18 protein-coding genes and 2 tRNA genes are annotated in these 20637 nt (G+C 43.5%); 11 read left to right on the forward strand and 9 right to left on the reverse strand.

Going from position 1 to position 20637, the window contains the following annotated elements:
- The first annotated feature begins 148 nt into the window (after positions 1–148).
- From gshA to FNW02_RS11150, 4 genes are all read left to right on the forward strand, one after another.
- On the forward strand, positions 149–1288 hold the full coding sequence (gshA, locus tag FNW02_RS11135) for a glutamate--cysteine ligase (RefSeq protein WP_191757603.1): 1140 nt from the start codon (positions 149–151) through the stop codon (positions 1286–1288).
- A 383-nt stretch (positions 1289–1671) separates the two neighbouring features.
- Positions 1672–2133, forward strand: a complete 462-nt coding sequence (locus FNW02_RS11140) for a tRNA (cytidine(34)-2'-O)-methyltransferase (protein WP_191757604.1) — start codon at positions 1672–1674, stop codon at positions 2131–2133.
- 801 nt (positions 2134–2934) lie between these two features.
- Positions 2935–5271: a peptidoglycan DD-metalloendopeptidase family protein gene (locus tag FNW02_RS11145; protein WP_191757605.1), complete on the forward strand. Its 2337-nt coding sequence runs from the start codon at positions 2935–2937 to the stop codon at positions 5269–5271.
- Between the two features lie 255 nt (positions 5272–5526).
- Positions 5527–5600, forward strand: a tRNA-Met gene (locus tag FNW02_RS11150).
- 121 nt (positions 5601–5721) lie between these two features.
- On the opposite strand, the gene FNW02_RS11155 is transcribed toward FNW02_RS11150, so the two are convergent.
- The gene (locus FNW02_RS11155; RefSeq protein WP_191757606.1) at positions 5722–7866 is read right to left on the reverse strand and encodes an amylo-alpha-1,6-glucosidase; all 2145 of its coding nucleotides are present in this window, start codon (positions 7864–7866) and stop codon (positions 5722–5724) included.
- A 137-nt stretch (positions 7867–8003) separates the two neighbouring features.
- On the opposite strand from FNW02_RS11155, the gene FNW02_RS11160 reads away from it, so the two are divergent.
- Positions 8004–8615 (forward strand): peroxiredoxin, encoded by a 612-nt coding sequence (locus tag FNW02_RS11160; RefSeq protein WP_191757607.1) that lies wholly within the window; start codon positions 8004–8006, stop codon positions 8613–8615.
- Positions 8616–8773: 158 nt separating this feature from the next.
- Positions 8774–9316: a peroxiredoxin family protein gene (locus tag FNW02_RS11165; RefSeq protein ID WP_191757608.1), complete on the forward strand. Its 543-nt coding sequence runs from the start codon at positions 8774–8776 to the stop codon at positions 9314–9316.
- Between the two features lie 108 nt (positions 9317–9424).
- Here the strand turns inward: FNW02_RS11165 and FNW02_RS11170 are convergent, their stop codons facing one another.
- The 5 genes from FNW02_RS11170 to FNW02_RS11190 all read right to left on the reverse strand — a co-directional run bounded on the left by FNW02_RS11170 (position 9425) and on the right by FNW02_RS11190 (position 15058).
- Positions 9425–10420 (reverse strand): DnaJ C-terminal domain-containing protein, encoded by a 996-nt coding sequence (locus FNW02_RS11170; protein ID WP_191757609.1) that lies wholly within the window; start codon positions 10418–10420, stop codon positions 9425–9427.
- A gap of 165 nt (positions 10421–10585) precedes the next feature.
- Positions 10586–11131 (reverse strand): AAA family ATPase, encoded by a 546-nt coding sequence (locus tag FNW02_RS11175; protein ID WP_191757610.1) that lies wholly within the window; start codon positions 11129–11131, stop codon positions 10586–10588.
- Between the two features lie 144 nt (positions 11132–11275).
- The gene (locus FNW02_RS11180; protein WP_191757611.1) at positions 11276–12565 is read right to left on the reverse strand and encodes a glucose-1-phosphate adenylyltransferase; all 1290 of its coding nucleotides are present in this window, start codon (positions 12563–12565) and stop codon (positions 11276–11278) included.
- Positions 12566–12915: 350 nt separating this feature from the next.
- Complete coding sequence (locus FNW02_RS11185) at positions 12916–13212, reverse strand: hypothetical protein (protein WP_191757612.1); 297 nt, start codon at positions 13210–13212, stop codon at positions 12916–12918.
- Between the two features lie 118 nt (positions 13213–13330).
- Positions 13331–15058: a S8 family serine peptidase gene (locus FNW02_RS11190; RefSeq protein ID WP_191757613.1), complete on the reverse strand. Its 1728-nt coding sequence runs from the start codon at positions 15056–15058 to the stop codon at positions 13331–13333.
- 546 nt (positions 15059–15604) lie between these two features.
- Between FNW02_RS11190 and FNW02_RS11195 the strand changes: the two genes are divergently transcribed.
- Positions 15605–17062: a glycoside hydrolase family 13 protein gene (locus tag FNW02_RS11195; protein WP_191757614.1), complete on the forward strand. Its 1458-nt coding sequence runs from the start codon at positions 15605–15607 to the stop codon at positions 17060–17062.
- Between the two features lie 553 nt (positions 17063–17615).
- Here the strand turns inward: FNW02_RS11195 and FNW02_RS11200 are convergent.
- Positions 17616–18035, reverse strand: coding sequence for a fasciclin domain-containing protein (locus FNW02_RS11200; RefSeq protein ID WP_191757615.1), 420 nt, complete (start codon positions 18033–18035; stop codon positions 17616–17618).
- A gap of 160 nt (positions 18036–18195) precedes the next feature.
- Here FNW02_RS11200 and FNW02_RS11205 point away from each other — a divergent pair, with 160 nt between their 5' ends.
- From FNW02_RS11205 to FNW02_RS11220, 4 genes are all read left to right on the forward strand, one after another.
- Positions 18196–18432: a DNA-directed RNA polymerase subunit omega gene (locus FNW02_RS11205; RefSeq protein WP_191757616.1), complete on the forward strand. Its 237-nt coding sequence runs from the start codon at positions 18196–18198 to the stop codon at positions 18430–18432.
- Between the two features lie 228 nt (positions 18433–18660).
- A complete protein-coding gene (locus tag FNW02_RS11210; protein WP_225225582.1) occupies positions 18661–19209 on the forward strand; it encodes a hypothetical protein in 549 nt (182 codons plus the stop codon).
- A gap of 103 nt (positions 19210–19312) precedes the next feature.
- Entirely contained in the window at positions 19313–19678 is a 366-nt protein-coding gene (locus tag FNW02_RS11215; protein ID WP_191757618.1) for a DUF1818 family protein, read from the forward strand.
- 50 nt (positions 19679–19728) lie between these two features.
- Positions 19729–19802: transfer RNA gene (locus FNW02_RS11220), tRNA-Pro, on the forward strand.
- Positions 19803–19975: 173 nt separating this feature from the next.
- On the opposite strand, the gene FNW02_RS38545 is transcribed toward FNW02_RS11220, so the two are convergent.
- Positions 19976–20161, reverse strand: coding sequence for a hypothetical protein (locus FNW02_RS38545; RefSeq protein ID WP_225225572.1), 186 nt, complete (start codon positions 20159–20161; stop codon positions 19976–19978).
- 182 nt (positions 20162–20343) lie between these two features.
- Positions 20344–20466 carry a phospholipase D-like domain-containing protein gene (locus FNW02_RS39530; protein ID WP_263627730.1) on the reverse strand — a complete coding sequence of 41 codons (123 nt, stop codon included), beginning with the start codon at positions 20464–20466 and terminating at the stop codon, positions 20344–20346.
- Positions 20467–20637 lie beyond the last annotated feature (171 nt).

Genomic DNA, 20637 nt, shown 5'->3' on the forward strand with positions numbered 1-20637 from the left:
CATCATTCCTTGGAGAGAAAATCAAAACTATTTTTATAACTTCTTGCTTAACTGATTTTTAATGTTCTTATTCACTTAGATGTATATGCAGAGATTCGTTTAATTTGATACAATTTATAAGCTGGGAGAGCCAAAGGAGTAATTTAAAGTGGTCTTATCGAAAGGCTTTGAGATTGAGATGTACACTGGCACACCTCAAGGTGAAATCGTTGGTCTCTCCGACAAAATTGTCGCAGATTTGGATGGATTTGTGCGTGAGCCAGATAGCCGCAATGTGGAATACATAACTCAACCATCCCATAATTATGAGAATCTGTTGTGTGCCTTGCTGCGTCCTCGGCGGGAGCTACGAAATTACCTCAACCGCTTGGGCGATTACACCTTGATACCGGGGAGTACCCTGTCTTTGGGTGGTAGCGATCGCTTTTTGCGTTCCGATCCAAATAATTCCTATCACGACTACATCGAGAATACTTACGGCACGAAAGTAGTCACCGCCAGCGTACACATCAATATAGGCATCAGTGACCCTGAAGTATTAATGCGGGCGTGTCGGGTGATCCGCACAGAAGCACCTCTATTTCTTGCCCTCAGTGCCTCATCTCCCTTCCTTGATGGCAAAGCTACTGGCTATCACTCCACCCGTTGGGGCGTCTTCCCGCAAACACCCACCCATGTACCGTTATTTACCAGCCACGCCGATCATATTCAATGGGTAGAACATCAACTGGCTGTCGGTACAATGCAAAACGTGCGCCATCTATGGACATCAGTGCGACCAAATGGCGATCGCCGCCCCTACGATCTCAATCGCCTAGAACTGCGGATTTGCGATTTAGTCACAGATCCAATTGCCTTACTGGCGATTTGTGCCTTATTAGAAGCGCGTTTATTACAAATAATCGAAAATCCCAGCATTGACCCATTAACCCAAAGTAGCTTCTCTCCCGAAGAATTGATTACCCTGGCTACTAACAACGAAACTGCTGCTGCTATGTCTAGTCTTGATGCCCATCTCACACATTGGCAAGATGGTAGAAGCATTCTAGCTAGAGATTGGATTGCTGAAATCTATCAGGAGGTTTGGGCGATCGCTAAACAAAATAACTTTAGCTGTTTCCTTTCCCCCATAAACAAAATCCTCCGCGAAGGTAATGAAGCCCAACAGTGGTTGCAGTTACATGCAGTTGGTTTTGACACTCAATGCGTCATCACTCAGGCTATTGTTGCCACCCAAGAACGCGAAATTGAACTCGAAAACAAATTGTGTTCGTCCTTGATGGTTTAACATCTTCTGCCATCTGACAAATGGTATATTCTCTTGGAGTTGCTGATATTTCTTAAATCAGTAAACAGTGAACAGTAAACAAGTGAGGGATTTAAACCCGCCAGATAGCGCCTGCGGCTAATCGGCTTTGGGTTATTAGTTTTCAGTTGGAAGTGAGCACCCCCTTAGTGGTTCCCCCTAAACCCAATTATGTTTACTGTTTACTGTTAACTGATAAACATACTCTCAGATAACGTTCTGGGATTATTTATTGTCTATTTTAAAAATCTAATCAATAGCGCTCGCCTGATGATTATTAATAAAACCTATATATCGCCTCTACCCTTTGGTAGATTTAACATTTACAATATATTATTTTATACAATACGTAAGTTCCCGGAACAATGCCTCAGGTAGTCTTAGTTAACCCGCAAATCCCTCCCAACACAGGTAATATTGCTCGTACTTGTGCCGCTACAGGTACGGAATTACATTTAGTAGGCCCTTTGGGATTTGAAATTAGCGATCGCTACCTTAAAAGAGCTGGTTTGGATTACTGGCCATATGTCAAGCTGCACTATCATGAATCGCTAGAAGCCTTTAAAATCATACATCAAGAGCGTGGAGGAAGATGGTTAGGTTTCACGGTAAGTGGAAGTTTTAATTACGTCAGCTTTCAGTTTCAAGCAGATGATTGGCTGCTATTTGGTAGTGAAACTACAGGTTTACCACCAACCGTCCTCTCCGCAACTGACGCTAATTTATACATCCCCATGGCCCAATCAGGAGTTCGCAGCTTGAATCTGTCAGTAAGTGTAGCAATTGGTTTGTTTGAAGCCCGCCGCCAGTTAGGTTATTTACAATAATTTTTAACGTTATTAGCGATTTTGTAAGTATAAATACTTAAAGAATGCCAAAAATTTACTGAGCAAGTGAGTTTTAGCTGCAAACATCTCTTTTGTTACAGCAATAATCTTGGTTAATATACTTAAATTGAAATTTATGGTCAAATTGTAGTAGAAGATACTTACGAATATAGGGGGGATATTATAAGAAATTTGTATATAAAATTCGGGGCAATACCAAATTTGAATGATAGATTTTGATGAATTTGAATCATCCTAAATTCAGGAACAAAACCGGGAAAACCCAGTCTTATGATGTATTTCAGCTATTTTGACTCGATGAGCTTGGGAAAGTAGCCCAAAAGTAGCTGGGAGTTCATACGGTTGTTTTTTAGGGAATAATCAACGTAAAGTCTCGTGTTGGGAAGACGGATTTGGTAGAAACATCTTGAAGATATCTACAGCAGAGAACAACGCTTTTCCAGAAGTCGCGGCAGTTTAATTCCTGGCAGCGACAGTGGACTTGGCAAATGTGTGTTTGTCCAGTCCCCGCAATTGAAGCAAGACAAGCGCGGACAACTGCAAAGAGCAAAACCAAACGTGTGAAGTGTGTGAGGAGTGGTTCGGACAAGTAAGCACAGCAACTTTAAGTTTTGCTAATAAGTGTGAACTTGTCTAAATCAGAGAAGCAGGTTAATCTTGCTTAAGCATCTCTGGTGAATTGTGATCTTGATCTATCGTTCGTTGTGATCTAAATCATTGACTAGTATCCAGCTGAAAAATCGAGATCAGTTAAGCGCTAGTGATCATAGGAGGTCGTCTTTGAAACGAGCATTGAAAAAGAGAGTGAAGGCTGTGTTGAAAAATACCCCTAGTAGCGATGATGCCCCGGTAGAACAGCTAAATGTGATTAATCCAAAAGTTAACCGCCGGGTGCGGACAAAAGCTGCCATGATTGGCTTGGCAATCTCTATGGGAGCAACCAGCCTTTTGGTGACTCGACAAAGCGATCAAGCCCAAGCAGCTGCGCCTGTAGGTAGCCAAAAGGCAACCTCAACAATTCCAGCTGTTCCTGACACTGAGGTGAAATTTGCCTCCACAAAGCTGGAGTCCCGAGCCGTTTCATTAGCGAGCGTGCCTGAAAATCCTGTCATAGTGGAACCAACAGCAGTTTCACAAGTGCCTGGGCTTGAAGCTAAATGGCAAGTTGCGGCAAGTGGAATGTCTGTACAAGTTCCTGTATCAGAAACACTTTCCCCAACAGCTTATAAAAATTCCATCTACTTAAAGTCTCAAGTAGCACAGGGACTAAGCAATACTTCAGCTAATACTGATTTCCAAACAGTCAACAAGCTATCTGAGACGACACAAAAATCCTCTAGCACTGACAGTATTACTGATAGTAGAAATACATCCCTGACTGCTCGACCACAAGCAATGGTATCTGATACAGCAAACGGGGAAATTAATGCACAACTTAAAGCACAACAAGAGTTTGCACTAAATCGTTTACAAGAAAAATCGAACCGTTTAAGAAAAAGCCTGGCGGAGTTGCGGTCTGGGGAGAGCAAAAATTTATCACAATATGCTGGTATTGAGTTAGCGCAGTCATCGACTGTAGTTGAAAAAACTGTATTAGCCCAATCAGAAATAGCGGCCGATACAAGCAAAGCCAGTCTGATATCGAGATTAAAACAGAAGCAAGAGACTAATGCTTCAGTTCAGCAAGTAACAACACCTGCACCAGTTACACCAACAGTTGTGGCATCAGCCTCAACAGCATACGAAGTTAAGCCTGGAGATACACTAGCAGCGATCGCTAACCATCACGGCACTTCAGTATCAGAACTAGTCAAGGTAAATAGTCTCAACAACCCCAACCAATTGCAAATCAGTCAAAAACTGATTATTCCCACTGCTCAAGTTGACACAACTGTATCGTTTAAGCCCAGTTTTAGGGAGTCTAGTAGCACTGCCAGAGTCGCCACTACCCCTGTGAACACAGCTGGCGTCAACTTAAACCTACCTGTTGCTTCACAACTACCAGTTATTGCCGACAACAGCAGTATTCCCGTCCCTACACCGACAACTGCGAACAATCGGATTCAGGCAAATACTAACATCGTTCCAAAAACATCTTCCAACGCCGCAATTTCTCGTGGCGTCGGTGGAGATATTCCACCAACAGCTTTTGCCGAAATACAACTGCCTAAAAAACCGCCTCAGAAGGTAGCAAGGGCAAAAAATGAACGTCTGCAAAGCTTACAAGCGGAAATCCAGAGATTACAAGAGAAATATCGCGCTCAACAGTCTGGAAACTTAGTTGTGCCAGAAGCTACCGAAACCAATAATATTGCTGCGGTACAGATTCCGGTTTCTAGTCCTAATAATCCCAGTCCAGTATCTAACTTTGCTTCTCGACCAACTAATCTGGCGATACCGATTCCAGTTCCGACACCCATTGGAAATCCAAGTTATAGCACCCAACCCGTTAAGCCTCAATTCCGTGCTGCTAGATCCACTAGTGAACCAGTAAATCCAGAGTTTTTGCCCAATCTGCCCAATCTAGGGTCTGCTAGTCAGTGGACTCCCTCTCGCATTCCATCTAGCACGAAGATAGCAACGCCACCCGCTGGTGTAAACTCTTCTGATTCTCTAGGAAGGATGCGAGGAACTACCGTTTCTCCACAACTACCGATACCGCCTTTGGCAGCAGTAGATCAATACCTACCCAGGTCAATTGACGAAACTATACCCCCCCCATCTACTTCGTCTGTAGCTTTTACTTGGCCAGCGAAGGGTGTTCTTACTTCTGGCTATGGCTGGCGCTGGGGAAGAATGCACAAAGGAATTGATATTGCTAACTCTACTGGTACGCCGATTATTGCCTCAGCTGAAGGTACAGTAGAAAAAGCTGGTTGGAATAGCGGTGGCTACGGCAAACTTGTCGAAATCCGCCATCCTGACGGTAGCATGACTCGCTATGCTCATAACAGCAAGATTCTGGTGCAACCTGGTCAGCAGGTAAGTCAAGGATCAACAATTGCTTTAATGGGCACTACTGGGCACAGTACTGGGCCACATAGCCATTTTGAAATTCATGCATCAGGCAAGGGCGCAGTTAACCCAATAGCCATGCTACCCCAAGAACGTCTGTAATTCTTGACTATCTCTATCTAAAAAATTGCTTTGTTTGTTGAGGGAGGTAAACTCCCTCATTTACTGTTTATGATCTCAACAGAAAGAGGCTTAGCAACATAGCAGGGGACAGGCTTGAAAGTCTCGTAGGAGCAGAATTTTATGATCAGATGATCTCCTAAACTACTTAGAAACAGCTATAAAAAAATTAATCGCAAAACAAGTTAGCCTTAAGCAAACTTGTATGCTAATCTAGATAAGGTTATAAAAAAATATGGCTCAGTAGCTCAGTTGGTTAGAGCACGGGACTCATAAGCCTGGGGTCGTTGGTTCAAATCCGACCTGAGCCATTTAAAAGTTATGAGTAGTAAGGGCTGAGCGATGAGTAAGTCTAGACTACCTTTGATTGCTCTTTAACAGGCAGTTTTAACTCTAAATTTAAAAGCGAGCTCTAATACTCAAAACTCACAACTATTTTATGTGGCGAATCACTTCAGCAACCGACCAAGCTTGAGCGATCGCACCTCTGGGTGTATGAGGTGAGTCACCATCAAAAATCTCAGAAATAGAGCCAAGACAAGCACCAGATAGGAAATGATTCAGCAGGGGTTGCCAATCAAAAGGTAATGGTTGATTTGGGTAAAACCGCTGCCAAGAACGAATATAAGGGCCGATCAGCCAACCCCAAACAGTACCTTGATGATAGGCGCGATCGCGATCATGGGGGCCGCCCGCGCACTTCCCGATGTATTCTGGATCGCCTGGATCAAGGCTACGAAGACCATAAGGAGTAAGCAAGCTGGTGGTTGCTAGATCCAATATCTGACACCCTTGCTGTGGAGAAAACCCACAATGGTGCAGTGATAACGCCAAAACAGCATTGGGACGAATTTGAAAATTTCGGCGATCATCTGGCTCAATAGTATCGTACAAGTAGCCTAGCTGAGGATTCCAAAACTTTTGTAGAGATAGTTTTACTTGTTGTGCTTGCTGGGCATAACGCTGTGATTGCTTAGCCAGACGTACTGGTTCACCAAATTGTAGCTGGCTCAGGCGTTCTGCCCACTGACTAACCCAACATAAAGCAGAATACCACAGCGCGTTGATTTCCACAGGCTTTCCGCAACGAGGAGTGACAGGCTCCGCCCCAATCACCACATCCATCCAGGTAAGGGCTACACTACGAGCATCCCAACCAACCAGCCCATCAGTGGCATCAGCTTGAATATTGTAGCGCGTACCACCGACAAAAGCTTTGTGGATTTGCTGCACTATAGGGAATTGCTCTGCCAGAAATTGCCAGTCTTGGGTAGCTTCTAAATAAAGTCCTAAAGTTTCAATCCACCACAGTGCTGCATCAATACTGTTATAAGACGGTTCACCATCGACATCAGGAAATGTATTAGGAATTAAACCGTTGCGACAGTAATGCCCAAAAGTTCGCAATAGTCCTTTTGCCAGATCAAAGCGCTGTGGAACTAGCGCTAACCCAGGTAAAGCAATTAAGGTATCACGCCCCCAGTCATCAAACCAGTGATAACCAGCAATGATCGTGGGGCCAGCAATTGAAGCTCGATAGACGATAAACTGATCGCCTGCTTTTAGCAGTTGTTGCCAGGTTAGGGACTGGAGGAGCGGGGAAATAATTTCTAATTGTTCTTTCCCCTCCTCTTTCTTTCTGTCCCTCTGCTCCTTTTCTTTCTCCCATCCAAAAATCTGAGAGAGTCTTTCTTGCTCTGCTTCCACTGCTTCTGCAAAGGTTTCAGGAGTCAGGATACCTGCCAATGGGTCGGGAAAACCTACCCGTGCTTCTAGAGTCACTGTATCTCCCGGCTGGAGAGTGACACTCAAGTAACCAGGGCTGTAGAGGTCTTCGCGATCGCTTAATCCCCGTTGCGTCTCTTCTGGTAATCCATAATTCCAATACCAAACTGCGTCTGGCTGATAGTTTCCTTGTGTCCAGCGCAAGTGCCAAGTTGTGCCGAAGCGCCCAGAATTTATCGCTTGTAGACAAACTTGTTTTTGCCCTAGCAATTGCGAGAACTGTAATTCTGGACTGGCAGTTTGCTGACGGTGAAAGTCGCGATTGGCGATTAGTAGTCGCAGGCGTAAAATCGCCGCGTCAATTCCCTCATAACGATACTGAATCAAAATCCGATGGCAAAATTGGGTATTGGGGATTGGGTATTGAGGATTGGCAACAGACAAGGTAGAAACCTGTTCAATAATTCCCTCTTGTTCCCTTTGTTCCCTTTGTCCCCAGTCCCCAGTCCCTATCAACCCGTAAGGCATTACCAATTGTCTAGTTAGCTGCCAATTATCCTTACCCCAAATCCATTTTGGAACTGGGTTAATATCAAAACAGCGTAGCAATTCATAGCCTGTCGGTTCAATCTGACGATTGCTCCAAAAATTTGTCCCCAGAGCCACAACGTCCCCTAGTACTTCCAAGCTAGCTTCTAAGTGGGAAATCAGCAGAGTACGCCCAGAAGGCGGGTTTGTAGCGGCAAATAGCCAACCGTGATAAGTGCGTGTACGAACATCAGAAACCGTACCACTGGCAAAACTTCCTAAGCCATTGGTAAGCAACCATTCTCTTGTATCTAAATCAGCCATTTGCTACTCAAAATCGTTATGACTATGATATAGTCGTAACAGATCGTAATTAAACTGTGAGAGCGCAGACGGGTGAGTAAAACTTACCCGAATTCCGACGCTACTAAATGGATATAAGTTGAAGGAGAAATAAGTTCATGTCCCTCACTTACGGAACAGAAGGAAGCCTTCGCGTTGGTCAACAGGCTCCCGATTTTACAGCAACGGCTGTGGTAGATCAGGAATTTAAGACAATCAAACTTTCCGACTATCGCGGTAAGTATGTCATCCTGTTTTTCTATCCCCTAGACTTTACCTTTGTTTGTCCCACTGAAATCACAGCATTTAGCGATCGCTACGAAGAATTCAAGAAAATCAATACAGAAGTCCTTGGGGCTTCTGTAGATAGCGAATTCTCTCACCTCGCTTGGATTCAAACTGATCGCAAGTCTGGTGGAGTCGGCGACCTGAATTATCCTCTAGTCTCTGACATTAAGAAAGAAATTAGCGCCGCTTATAATGTCCTTGACCCAGCAGCAGGCATTGCCTTGCGTGGTCTGTTCATCATCGACAAAGATGGTATCATACAGCACGCCACTATTAACAACTTAGCTTTTGGTCGTAGCGTCGATGAAACCCTACGGACATTGCAAGCAATTCAGTATGTTCAGTCTCATCCAGACGAAGTTTGCCCTGCTGGTTGGCAACCAGGTGATCAAACAATGGTTCCTGACCCAGTAAAGTCCAAAGTTTACTTCTCTGCTGTGTAGATTACGCTTGCTATTAACTTCAACCTAGCCTACTAGAAGTTGAAAGCACAATCAATTATAACCACAGGTAAACACAGATACATATTAAACAGTATCAATCCCCGTGTCTATCTGTGGTTTTTTCGTAAAATAGTATTTAAATAATTAAGGATAAAAATATGCTGACTTCAACTGATTTTAGTGGTTTATTAAATGAACGCTTCTTCCACAATTTTTTACCGATTCCAGCTACAAATAAACTCAGATTGAGAGTAGCCACACCAGACTTTCAACTCCCAGATATTACCAACGGAACGTTAGTAAAATTATCTGATTATCAAGGTAAGCAACCAGTGTTACTTGCCTTTACTCGCATTTTTACAGAAAAGCAATATTGCCCCTTTTGCTTTCCTCACATCAAAGCTTTGAATGAAAACTACGAGCAATTTAAAAATCGAAACATAGAAGTTTTGATGATTACTAGTACTGACGAGCGGCAGAGTCAAATAGTGGTAAGAGATTTAGGTTTAAAAATGCCTTTACTGAGTGATCCCAGTTGTCGAGTATTTCGTACTTATCAAGTAGGACAAGCGCTGGGAGCACCTTTGCCTGCACAGTTCGTATTAGATAAAGAGAGAAAACTTCGCTACTGGCATTTATTTTCATTCTTGGATCATAACGCCAGTATTGAGACATTGTTAGAACAATTCAATTTAGTTTGAATTGTAGTGAAGTTAAAAGATTAAAGTAAATTCATAGACAGCAAGTGTAGAGACGCGAAATTTTAATTCATGCTGCTTTGCTAACGCGTCCCTACATTGCAAAAATCGTCATAGCCTAACCTGTTGCAAATGGCTGCGGGGATTATAAGTACGTATAGCCCGAATTTTTTCATAATACTCCCGCTCTTGTTGGCTAAGTTCTTTTGGTGGGACGATCGCCACCTTCACCAACTGATCGCCACGTCCACCCTTAGCTAAGGGCCAACCTTTACCGCGCAAACGCAAGGATTGACCAGAGCGCACACCCGCAGGCAACTTAACATCAACTGTACCATCAGGTGTGGGTACATCAATAGATGCTCCTAAGGCGGCTTCATCTGGGGTGATTGCTACTTCACAGACAAGATTATCGCCTTCAATTTGGAAGAACGAGTGCGGTTGTAACTCGACTTTTAAGTATAAATCCCCCCGCTGTTGTGTCATTGGGTTAACTTGACCTTTGCCGCGCACACGCAGACGAGTACCCGGTTTAGCTCCTGCGGGAATGCGAACATCTAATGTTTCATTGCCTAAACTAAAGCGCTTTTGCACACCATGAAACGCTTCTGAAAAACTTAGAGCGATCGCAGCTTCACTATCTTGGATAGCGCCTCCACCTGCATCCTGAAAACCAAAATCGCTAAAGCCACCAAAACCACTTGGCGCACCTGTAGAAGTGCGGTAAGAGTAGCTTTGTCGCCCACCACGAGGGCTACTAGTACCGAAACGTCCTAGCAATTCATTGATGAACTCATCAAAATTACCGTATTGACTGAAGTCAAAGCCACCCATATCGACGCCGACACCGCCAGATGGGAAACCTTCACCAGCCTGTTTCCAATATTGACCAAATTGGTCATATTTTTTGCGTTTGTCTGGGTCTGACAAAACTTCGTAGGCTTCGTTAACTTCTTTAAAGCGTGCTTCAGCCTGTTTGTTGTTTGGGTTAACATCAGGGTGAAACTTGCGAGCTAGTTTACGAAAGGCTTGTTTAATTTCCTCTGGACTGGCAGTTTTACTAACTCCCAAAATAGCGTAATAGTCTTTAAAGTCGGTTGCAGCCATCTACCAGCCTCCTATAGAAATTCCGTTATATTTTTTTAAGATATGAGATTTGTTGTTTGCCAGGTATAATGCCAAACAAAAATACTCTGATTTTAAATTAACAAACAATACAGAAAATCAAGTGTGGTTCTCGCTCACCATGTCAGCGCAATTCCCGTACTCCCGTCATCCTTTTAGGTGAATTAGGCAGTCTATTCCTTCTTCTAGGCTTGGGGGAGCATCCCGGAGTTGACGGTGCATCCGCAAGATAATTTCTTCAGGAACTTGGCGCGATCGCCTTTTATTACGTGCCAAACACAGCCAAACTGGCGTATCTACCCAAAACCCAGCTATGTGAGTAAAGCCCGTGTCTTGGGCTAAAGCAATGAGTTCACGGCGATGACGTCGCTGGGCGTTGGTAGCGTCGTAAATTGCTGTCTTATCTACGGCGATCGCTTGCTGAAATTGCCGCTGAATTTCACGCCAAATCAGTAGCCACGACCCCTGAATCGCTTCCGAACCAAACAGTTGCCCCCGAATGGCATCCGTAGAAATTAGCTGCATTTGGGGGCATTCTGCCATTAATTGTTTTGCCAAAGTTGACTTACCGCTACCAGGAAGACCAATTAGCAAGATGAGTGCTGAGTGCTGAGTGCTGTTAGCGGTAGCGGGGCGTTTAGCCAGTGCTGAGTAAGAAGTTAAGAGTGAGGAGTGATTAGAAGTTTTACCCATAACTCAAAACTACAACTCAAAAGTACAACTCAGTGCTGTTAGCGGTAGCGGGGCGTTTAGCCCGTGCTGAGTAAGAAGTTAAGAGTGAGGAGTGATTAGAAGTTTTACTCATAACTCAAAACTAAAACTCACTACTCAGCACTGTTAAATGATAGTCCCATCAGGAATCACAGCATTTTTCAGCACAACAACAATGCCACTACGGATGTAGAAACCTTGGCTTTCGCGATCGGCTTCTTGCACATTATCCTTATTGATAATCTTGACATCATGACCGATACGGGCGTTTTTATCGACGATTGCACGGCGAATAATCGTGTCCGTACCAATGCCTACGGGAATATCACCTTTTTCTAAGCTACATTGGCGTTCTACATAAGGTTGGTAGAAATCTGCACCCATGAGTAGGGATTCTTCAATGATGCAGCCAGATTCAATCCGCGATCGCACTCCTAAAACTGAATGTTGAATGCGACAGTTTTTCAAAATACAACCTTCGCCAATAATCGCTTCTGTGATGTGGCAATCTAAGAGTTTACTCGGCGGTAGATAACGAGCGCGGGTATAAATTGGCGCTTGCTCGTCATAAAAACTAAAGGGTGGTTGTGGTTGGCGAGTCAGTTCTAAATTTGCATGATAGAACGCATCGATTGTTCCAATATCTTCCCAGTAGTCATCAAATAAGTATGCTTGAACGTTGTAATCTTTACTGGCATCAGGAATAATTTCTTTGCCAAAATCAGTTCGTTCTATAGATTCTCTCAACAACTTGAACAAAACATCTTTCTTAAAGACATAAATCCCCATTGAGGCGATGTATGGCTGTAATTGGGCTTGTTCTTTTGTTAATCCCAGTACGCTGGTATCAACACGCATTTTGATTAAAGCGTCGCCTTTGGGTTTTTCGCTAAAGTCAATTACCCTACCGGAATCGTCAATTTTCATCAAACCAAAATCTGAGGCGCGACGCTCATCGATGGGGATGACTGAGAGAGTAATATCAGCACCCGTTTCCCTGTGGCGCTGGATAAATAGACGATAATCCATGCGGTAGAGATGATCACCTGAAAGGATCAGATATTCTTCTGCATCCCACTCTTCCATCAGCCATAGGTATTGGCGCACAGCATCGGCTGTACCCTGGAACCAGTTTGGATTTTCTGGTGTTTGTTGTGCAGCCAGCACTTCTACAAATCCATCGCTGAAGCCAGTAAAGTTATACGTACGAGCAATGTGACGATTTAGAGAAGCTGAGTTAAATTGTGTCAGGACATAAATTTTGAATATTTCGGAATTTATGCAGTTACTTACCGGGATATCGATTAAGCGGTACTTCCCTGCTACTGGTACTGCTGGTTTAGCGCGGAGTTTGGTTAGCGGATAAAGCCGAGTACCCGCACCACCGCCAAGAATGATTGATAATACCTTTTTCACAAAAATTCTCCCGACTGCCTTTCAACTCTCATCTTCAGTTTAGGACTGTATGCGGCAGCTGGTAAGGGGGGATCGAAGATTCTCAAGAGGGAATTTTGCAAAATGCTACTAGTGATGAATCGCACTGCCAATCGCTGACAAGTGAGAACATTTGTATTAATTGGTAGTAAAATATGAGGAGGCGATCGCTAAATTTGGTAAATAATCAGACAATTTACTAAAAATTATTTTTGAGTGCAAACTTAAATAACTTTGAGGAAAACAGCAATATTTAAAGCTTTACAGTAAGACCGAATTCTATACATTTGCTGGCTTTTAAATCTTAAACGTCGAATTTTTGAATTATCATTTCAAACGCCCAAACTGCCCATATCTCTCCTTTTAATCAAACGCAATTTTTGCGAGAGTGTTAGATACTGCACCCAAGGTTGCTCTGATAATTGCGAAATTGCATTTGGTGAAAGTGTTGCGGTAAATACATCTTGACCATTGGTGACACCACTAACGCCCAAACTTTCTAAAACAGCAGTTGCATCTGGGTCTGTAATTAATTCAGTATGGATGAAAATCGTCAAACTCTGTTCTTCTGAGTCTTGAACGTTATTCAGCGCTGTAGCAAGAGCCGTGTCTAGCTTTTCATAATTCATCAGCAATACCTTGGTAAAAGGGCAGGCACTTGTAAGCTTTTACAATCAACCTATCAAATTTATCGGTCATCATTGCCTACCCTTGTACAGACGTAGATATACGCGCTTCTCAGTCTAATTACAGATTTAATGCATTAATCACTCCATAGCCCCATTTGTTATCAAATGTTCCTGCGGCTTTTCCGGGAATAGAACTATTTTTACGTAGCAATTCTTTAACAGCAGCAGGGTCAAGCTGGTGGTCACGCTGTAACAGCAGTGCTACTAAGCCGGTGATGAACGGTGTCGCCATGCTTGTACCAGCCATCGCTACAAACTTGGAATTAATTGTCATTGAACGGTCAAAATTGGCGCTACAGGAAAGCGTAGAAATAATCATAGCTCCTGGTGCTGCCACATCAGGCTTTTGGGCCTGATTCCGCAGAGGGCCTTCACTACTGAACTCAGAAATGCCATGTAGTTCCATGCCCATTTCTCGCGCCTGAGCATCTATATCTGTGTAATTACATTTAGTGGTATAAGCGGCTACTGTCACCGCATTGGTAGCAGCTCCCGGTGAGCCAATTTTCACTGAATCCTTGATGCTTCGACCTGTGAAAAACACTGACGACGCATCATCTAATGTCCACACATCTAAACGGGTGTCGGTTGAGGAAATATTACGTAACCGCAGCTGCCAAATACCCCCTTGTACTGGCGTTTTACCTTTACCACGAACTTGCACAAAGAAATTATGGTCGCCATTAACTGGGTCGGCCCCTGGTGTCGCCACTTGTACTTGTGCATCCGGCAAATCGTAATCCTGTGTGGGATTACCATTAGCAATAATTTTTTGGAAAGGTGTGACGAAACCGTTGGGGCCACGCACCGATACTTCTAACTCACTGTTCCTGGAATACCAAGCATTTAACCAAACTATGCCTACTTGATTCAGAGGAACATTAAAACGCATACCACGGGTACTGTTGGCGGGTATGGTTGCTTGGCCATGAATGTTGTCGTTGCCCTCGTTCCCAGCTGCACAGCAAACAATCCGTCCAGGGCCAGTCTCGGCATCAATGATTTTTGACAGGGAGTCGCTACCGTCGTGACCGTCAGCATGTCCACCTAAGCTAAGATTCACTACAGCAGGGCGCTCTAACTCACTTGCTACTCGGAAAATGTAGCGAATGCCATCAGCAATATGGGCATCTTGCAAGTCAGTCTTGATGATAATTAACTCTGCGTCTGGTGCTACACCGCCATAAGTGGTATCAGCACCGGCGGCAATTCCGGCAACGTGCGTGCCGTGACCATCAGTATCTTGGGAAATTGTCAGTTGTGCTCCCGTAAGTTCAGCTCCATAACTGCCCTCTATTACTCCTGGGCCTGGCAGTGTTTGATCCCAAATACTTAAAATCCGCCCATCAAAGGCTGGATGCTTTGGGTCAATACCACTGTCTATAATGCCGATGATGACTCCCTTACCAGTTAATCCAGTTTTGCTTTTAAAATCTGGTATGTGGACTGCTCCGGGTGCAACGTCCATTGCTAGCTTAAGTTTGCGTGATGGTTTGATGCGCTGGACAGCAGCCTCTTCAGATAAGGCATCTAAACCGTCTATCGGTAAGTAAGCCGTCCGCACACTTCCTGTGTTTTGATTGACTTCAATACCATATCGTGATATGTCACTCAAGTCTGCTTCAGCATCGCAGTAGATAAAAATAACACTCTTAGTAGGTTTGACAGTGCTTTTAGAGGTAACTATACCAAGCGATCGCTTGTGCGTAATTAAAGCTGGCTCTCCTTCACTTTGATAGTCCTGATATGCCAAAAGTAAGCCGGGAGAAAGTTTTTCGTGTCTCATTTTTACCTCAAATTCAATTTTTTGGGAGTCAGGAGTTAAAAGTCAAGAGTAAAGATATTTTGAATCCTGAGTACCTTTTTTATTACTTCGACCGAATGCAACTTGGTATAACTCATATTCCTGGATTATGTCTCCCTTAAGGTGATTTAGTTAGTGCAACATCTTTGAGTAGCCACATTCAACTATTACCAACGGATAGAGTTCTTGATAATTTTCATGAGCTATGAGACTAATCCAGTATCTACCTCAGTCGTTACGGACAACTATAAGTACAAAACAATTAAGAATTATTAAGTAATAACTAAAAATGATGATATTAGTAAATATAAAAAATCACAATGAACAGCAGTCAAAATAGTTAATACTAATGTGTAAAAAGCAAAAGTAAGGGAAGGCAGGGAGAGTAGAGAGGCAGAGGAGGAATTATCTGAACTCCTGTCTCCTGTCTTACGTCTCCCGTCTTTTGTCCGATTTTCTATCATAAGTAAGAGCCACAAAGAAGCTAGTATTTGCAACGATCGCTTCTGAAGGTACAAAGAGTAATTCATGCAAATTCAAACACCAGACTGGGTGAAGCACGCTGTCTTCTACCAAATTTTTCCAGACCGCTTTGCTAGAAGCAAGCAACCGCACAAACGGCTGTTGCATGAAGCTCGTTGGGAAGATTGGGAGGCTATGCCCACACTCCAAGGTTATAAAGGCGGCGATTTCTGGGGTATTTTAGAGCAATTAGACTACATACAAGACCTAGGAATTAACGCGATTTACTTCACACCCATTTTTCAATCTGCTAGTAATCACCGCTATCATACCCACGATTATTATCAAGTTGACCCGATGCTGGGTGGTAATGAGGCTTTTAAGGAATTGCTAGACGCAGCTCATCAACGAGATATCAAAGTCGTTCTTGATGGGGTTTTTAACCATTCCAGCCGTGGCTTTTTCTTTTTTCACGATGTTTTAGAGAATGGCCCCCATTCCCCTTGGGTAAATTGGTTCAAAATTGAAAGCTGGCCCCTATCACCTTACAATGGTGAGTTCCCCGCTAACTACGCGGGTTGGGCTGGAAATCGGGCCTTACCAGAATTTAACCATGATAATCCCGAAGTGCGGGAGTACATTATGGAAATTGCCGAATATTGGATTAAATTCGGCATAGATGGTTGGCGGTTAGATGTACCATTTGAGATAAAAACTCCTGGTTTTTGGCAGGAGTTTCGCGATCGCGTTAAAGCCATCAATCCCGACGCCTACATTGTCGGGGAAGTTTGGGGAGATTCCCGTGAGTGGCTAGATGGGACGCAATTTGATGGCGTGATGAATTATCTTTTTGCCGGGCCGACAATTGCCTTTACTGCTGGCGATCGCGTAGTCTTAGAACAAGTCCAAAGCCGTGACTATCAACCCTACCCCCCCTTATTTGCCGCTGAATACGGTATCAAAATCCAAGAATTACTGCAACTTTACCCTTGGGAAATTCAGCTGACTCAACTCAATTTGCTAGCAAGTCACGATACAGCGCGACTGATGACCATTGCTGGTGCTGATAAAGCCAGTGTGGAATTGGCAACTTTACTAGTACTTACCTTTCCTGGTGCTCCCAGCATCTATTATGGTGATGAAGTTGGTCTACCTGGTGCGATAGATCCAGACTCACGTCGCGGCTTTCCTTTAGAAGCTAACTGGGATCGAGAAATTTTCGATACTCATCGCCAATTAATTGCCCTGCGTCACACTTATCCAGCCTTGCGTACAGGTGATTACCAGGTTCTATATGCTCAGGGAGAACTATACATCTTTGCTCGCACTTTAGACAAAGAAGAACTAATTATTGCCGTCAACGCTGGTACAGCTTCGGCAAAAGCGAATGTAGATATCGCAATGCATACTCAGCCTAACAAGCTTTTATATGGCACTGCTGAGGTTGAGTGGAATAGTGAAGAAACTCAACGGTTGACGTTGACTGTTCCTGCACGTAGTGGCTGCATCCTGGGTGTAGGGTAACTAGGACTGGGGACTGGGGAGCCACTACGTTCCTGTCGCCCTGCGTCGGAAAGCAAGTGGCGTGATTGGCGACTAGAGCATCGATTCAGTAATCGCAAAAACACGATTTCTTTGCGGTAAAATGACCAATTTTCGTTGACTGTAGAGACGTTGCAATGCAACGTCTCTAAGAAATAATCGGTTTTTTCACCCCCATCTTGAATACTAAACCTCTTGCATAAATGCTTAAAATGTCATGTTGAGCAAAGCGAAACATCTCGGAGATTCTTTCTTGGGGAACCAGGACGTAGCTTGGCTTTTGCGTAGGGGTACACTCCACTACGTTCTGGTCAGAATGACACTAATAGTTTTCTGACTTTTGCAAAAGGTCTACTGACTTGGTGATCTAGTGACTAGGGATTGGGGACAAGAAAAAAGTTTTTCCAATACCCAATCCCCAGTACCCAGTACCCAATACCCAGTACCCAATACCCAATTCCTTATTTCCCCACCACCATCTGTTTACTGTTTACTGTTTACTGAAGATGTACCCAATACCTCAATCCTCAATCCCTTATTTCCCCGCCACCATTGCAGGCATTAATACTGCATCAATAACGTGGATTACGCCATTGTCTGTCAGAATATCGGTTTTGAGGACATTGGCGTCATTCACCTTAAGTTTGCCGTTAGCAGACTCAATTGCCACAATTGACCCTTCAACTGTCTGTGCCTCGTCAATCTGTACCAAGTCATCAGACCTGACATCGCCAAAAGCGACATGATACGTCACGATTTTCTTTAGCTTGGGGATATCTTGCAGCAGCGAATCTAAAGTACCCTCTGGCAGTTTGGCAAAGGCTTCGTCAGTCGGTGCAAAGACTGTGAAAGGGCCAGGACTTTGAAGAGTTTCTATGAGATTGATAGCTTCAACAGCCTTTACCAGCGTATTAAAATTTCCTGCGTTGATAGCAGTTTCCACAAGATCAGCCATGAGGTTGCGTTACTTTATTTGTGTAGTATTACAAGTTACTTATAAAATGACTGGGAAGCTCGTAGCCTCTATCAAGAGAAAGGTTGCTGGCAATTAAGCAGACGGCAACAGATTGATTCAGTGCTGTTACACTGGGGAGTGACCCCAAGAACCACTAACTATGCTAAAGCGTTCTAAGTTCGAGACAACTCAATCCCAAATTATGCACCGTTCTGAAGATCTGATTAGTGCAGCTTCAAATCGCTACCGCATTACGGTTCAAGTGGCAAATCGTGCTAAACGTCGCCGTTACGAAGACTTTGAAAGTGCCGAAGATGCCATGATGAAACCAGTGCTAAGGGCAATCATTGAGATGTCTGATGAACTGACTCAGCCAGAAATTATCGGCGAAATATAAAAACGGTGCTGAGTTGAAAGTGTTGTGAAGCCCTGCGGGCATGGCTGCGCTTAGAGCGGATAGCTATGGTTTTGCCAGTCCTGAGTAAAAATACGGCTGATAGCACTTTCATCTCAAAATAGTTGCAATATGAAAGAGAAAAAACTGTTGTCTTGGTCAATCATCTCAGCACTTAAAACTCACCACGCGCTACGCCCCACTACGCTAAAAACACTACTGATTGGCTTAATGGTAGTGAGTTTACTCATTTTAGATTCAGGGGTGAGTAAATTATTATCAATAAATATACTTAGTATTCAGGCTGCGAATGCTCAAAGAATTACTCCTAGCGATGTTTGGCAACAAGTGTATCAACAGTTGCCCGACTTTCCACGGGAAAATAAATATATTAGTAAAGAAACTGGGAAAGTTGCCCAAAACAATACTTTAGTAAGTCGCCTGATTAGATATCACATTTATACAAAAGAGCGTTCTGCAATTTATCGCTTGGATTGGAAGCTAACTTTGGCTGATTACCTGGGTGCAAATGAAATTATGTATGACAGCTCGTATCCGGGTAATGATATATTACGGCAAAATCCCATAGAAGGCGATCGGGCTGCGATCGGCCGCCTCAATCGCTCCCAGCGAGACGCACTAGTGCAAGTATTAGTCAATATATTCAATCCGAATTCCCAAAACACACAAGCCCCAAGCCCCAACATAACAACAGCACCTAATCCAAGTAGAGCCATCCCACAGCAACCTCAACCAGGAGGCGCTCAACTGCTTAGATAATACTAAAATTACGAGTTATAAACGACATTAATAACTCCTAACTCCTATCTCCTATCTCCTATCTCTTATCTCCTAACTGCTAACTCCTAACTCCTATCTGCCAATGGAACGTCTACTTAAAATCGGCTCTGGTTGGCGTATTGGCTGGAAACCCGATGTACCTGAATTTAAAGGATTAGTAGGTACAGATGATTGGGCAGTTGAGTTAACCGAGGCAGAGTTGAGTGATTTTTGCCGTATACTAACACAGTTAGCAGACACCATGAAACAACTTGCAACTGAGCTGATGGATGAAGAGAAAATTGCCTGTGAAGCCGAGAGCGATTTATTGTGGATGGAAGTAGAAGGCTATCCTCATGCCTACAGTCTGCGCTTTATCTTGAACACAGGACGGTGTGCAGAAGGTCAATGGAATGCTTCCGCTGTTCCTGGTTTGCTACAAGCCACTAGAATACTCAAAGTTTTTTAAATTTGCCTCTTGATTACCTTAGCGTTTTACTATATGATTGAGATTCTGACCGGGGCGTAGCGCAGCTTGGTAGCGCGCCACTTTGGGGTAGTGGAGGTCGTGGGTTCGAATCCCGCCGCTCCGATCAATGATAAGCCTTGCCTGCTAGTCTTTTCAAAAGATTGGCAGGTTTTTCCATGAAGGTTTTCTTGGGTAGCCTCTGTCAGACTTTACTAAATAGACATTTCCAGAAATTAATTATTCGTTGTATGAAACCCTTGTAGAGACGTAGCAGTGCTACGTCTCTGCGTTCATTTTCTACCCGTTCAAAGCTTCACTACAAATAATCATAGAAATTAGCTCAGACAGTGTAGAAAAATCATTATTCAGCCACTCGTGCATATTGTGTTGACGGTAAATTTGCACTAGTTGATTGAACAATTCTTGACCTATTAAACCATTACGTCGCAGTATATTTAACTCACGGTTGATTGCTTGAGTCATAGAACCGCGAAACGCCTTTTCTAAAATATTGACTTGACCTTTTACTTCTTCGTCTGCAATTGATTTAAAAAATATTCTCAGTTCACGTAAAATATACTGTTGTCCCTAAGTCAAACGCTGGTTAAATTCCCGTTCTGCTTGGCGATGCTTCACTTCTTCTGCAAATTGACGTTTGACGCGCATTACAAACCAGATAGAAAGAAGTAACTAACTGCAAAATGGGCTGCTGCTGATGAGTCGAGAATGGAGTTTATTTGGTCTACTAGTTTTTGGTTGCGGTTATCAATTATGTCGTGGGTAGGCATGGTTTTTTATCTCACGCAGAGGCGCAGAGGCGCAGAGAAGGAGCTATAGCAATCCTAAATCAGTTATGAGAAAATGCTTAAAAGTACTAAAGTAGTAATTAGTACAAAAATATGGTTATGCAGGGATGTGGATACAATCATTAGAAGATTTTATTAAAGAAAGCCTAGATC

This window comes from Komarekiella delphini-convector SJRDD-AB1 (assembly GCF_014831675.1).
Taxonomy (GTDB): Bacteria; Cyanobacteriota; Cyanobacteriia; order Cyanobacteriales; family Nostocaceae; genus Komarekiella.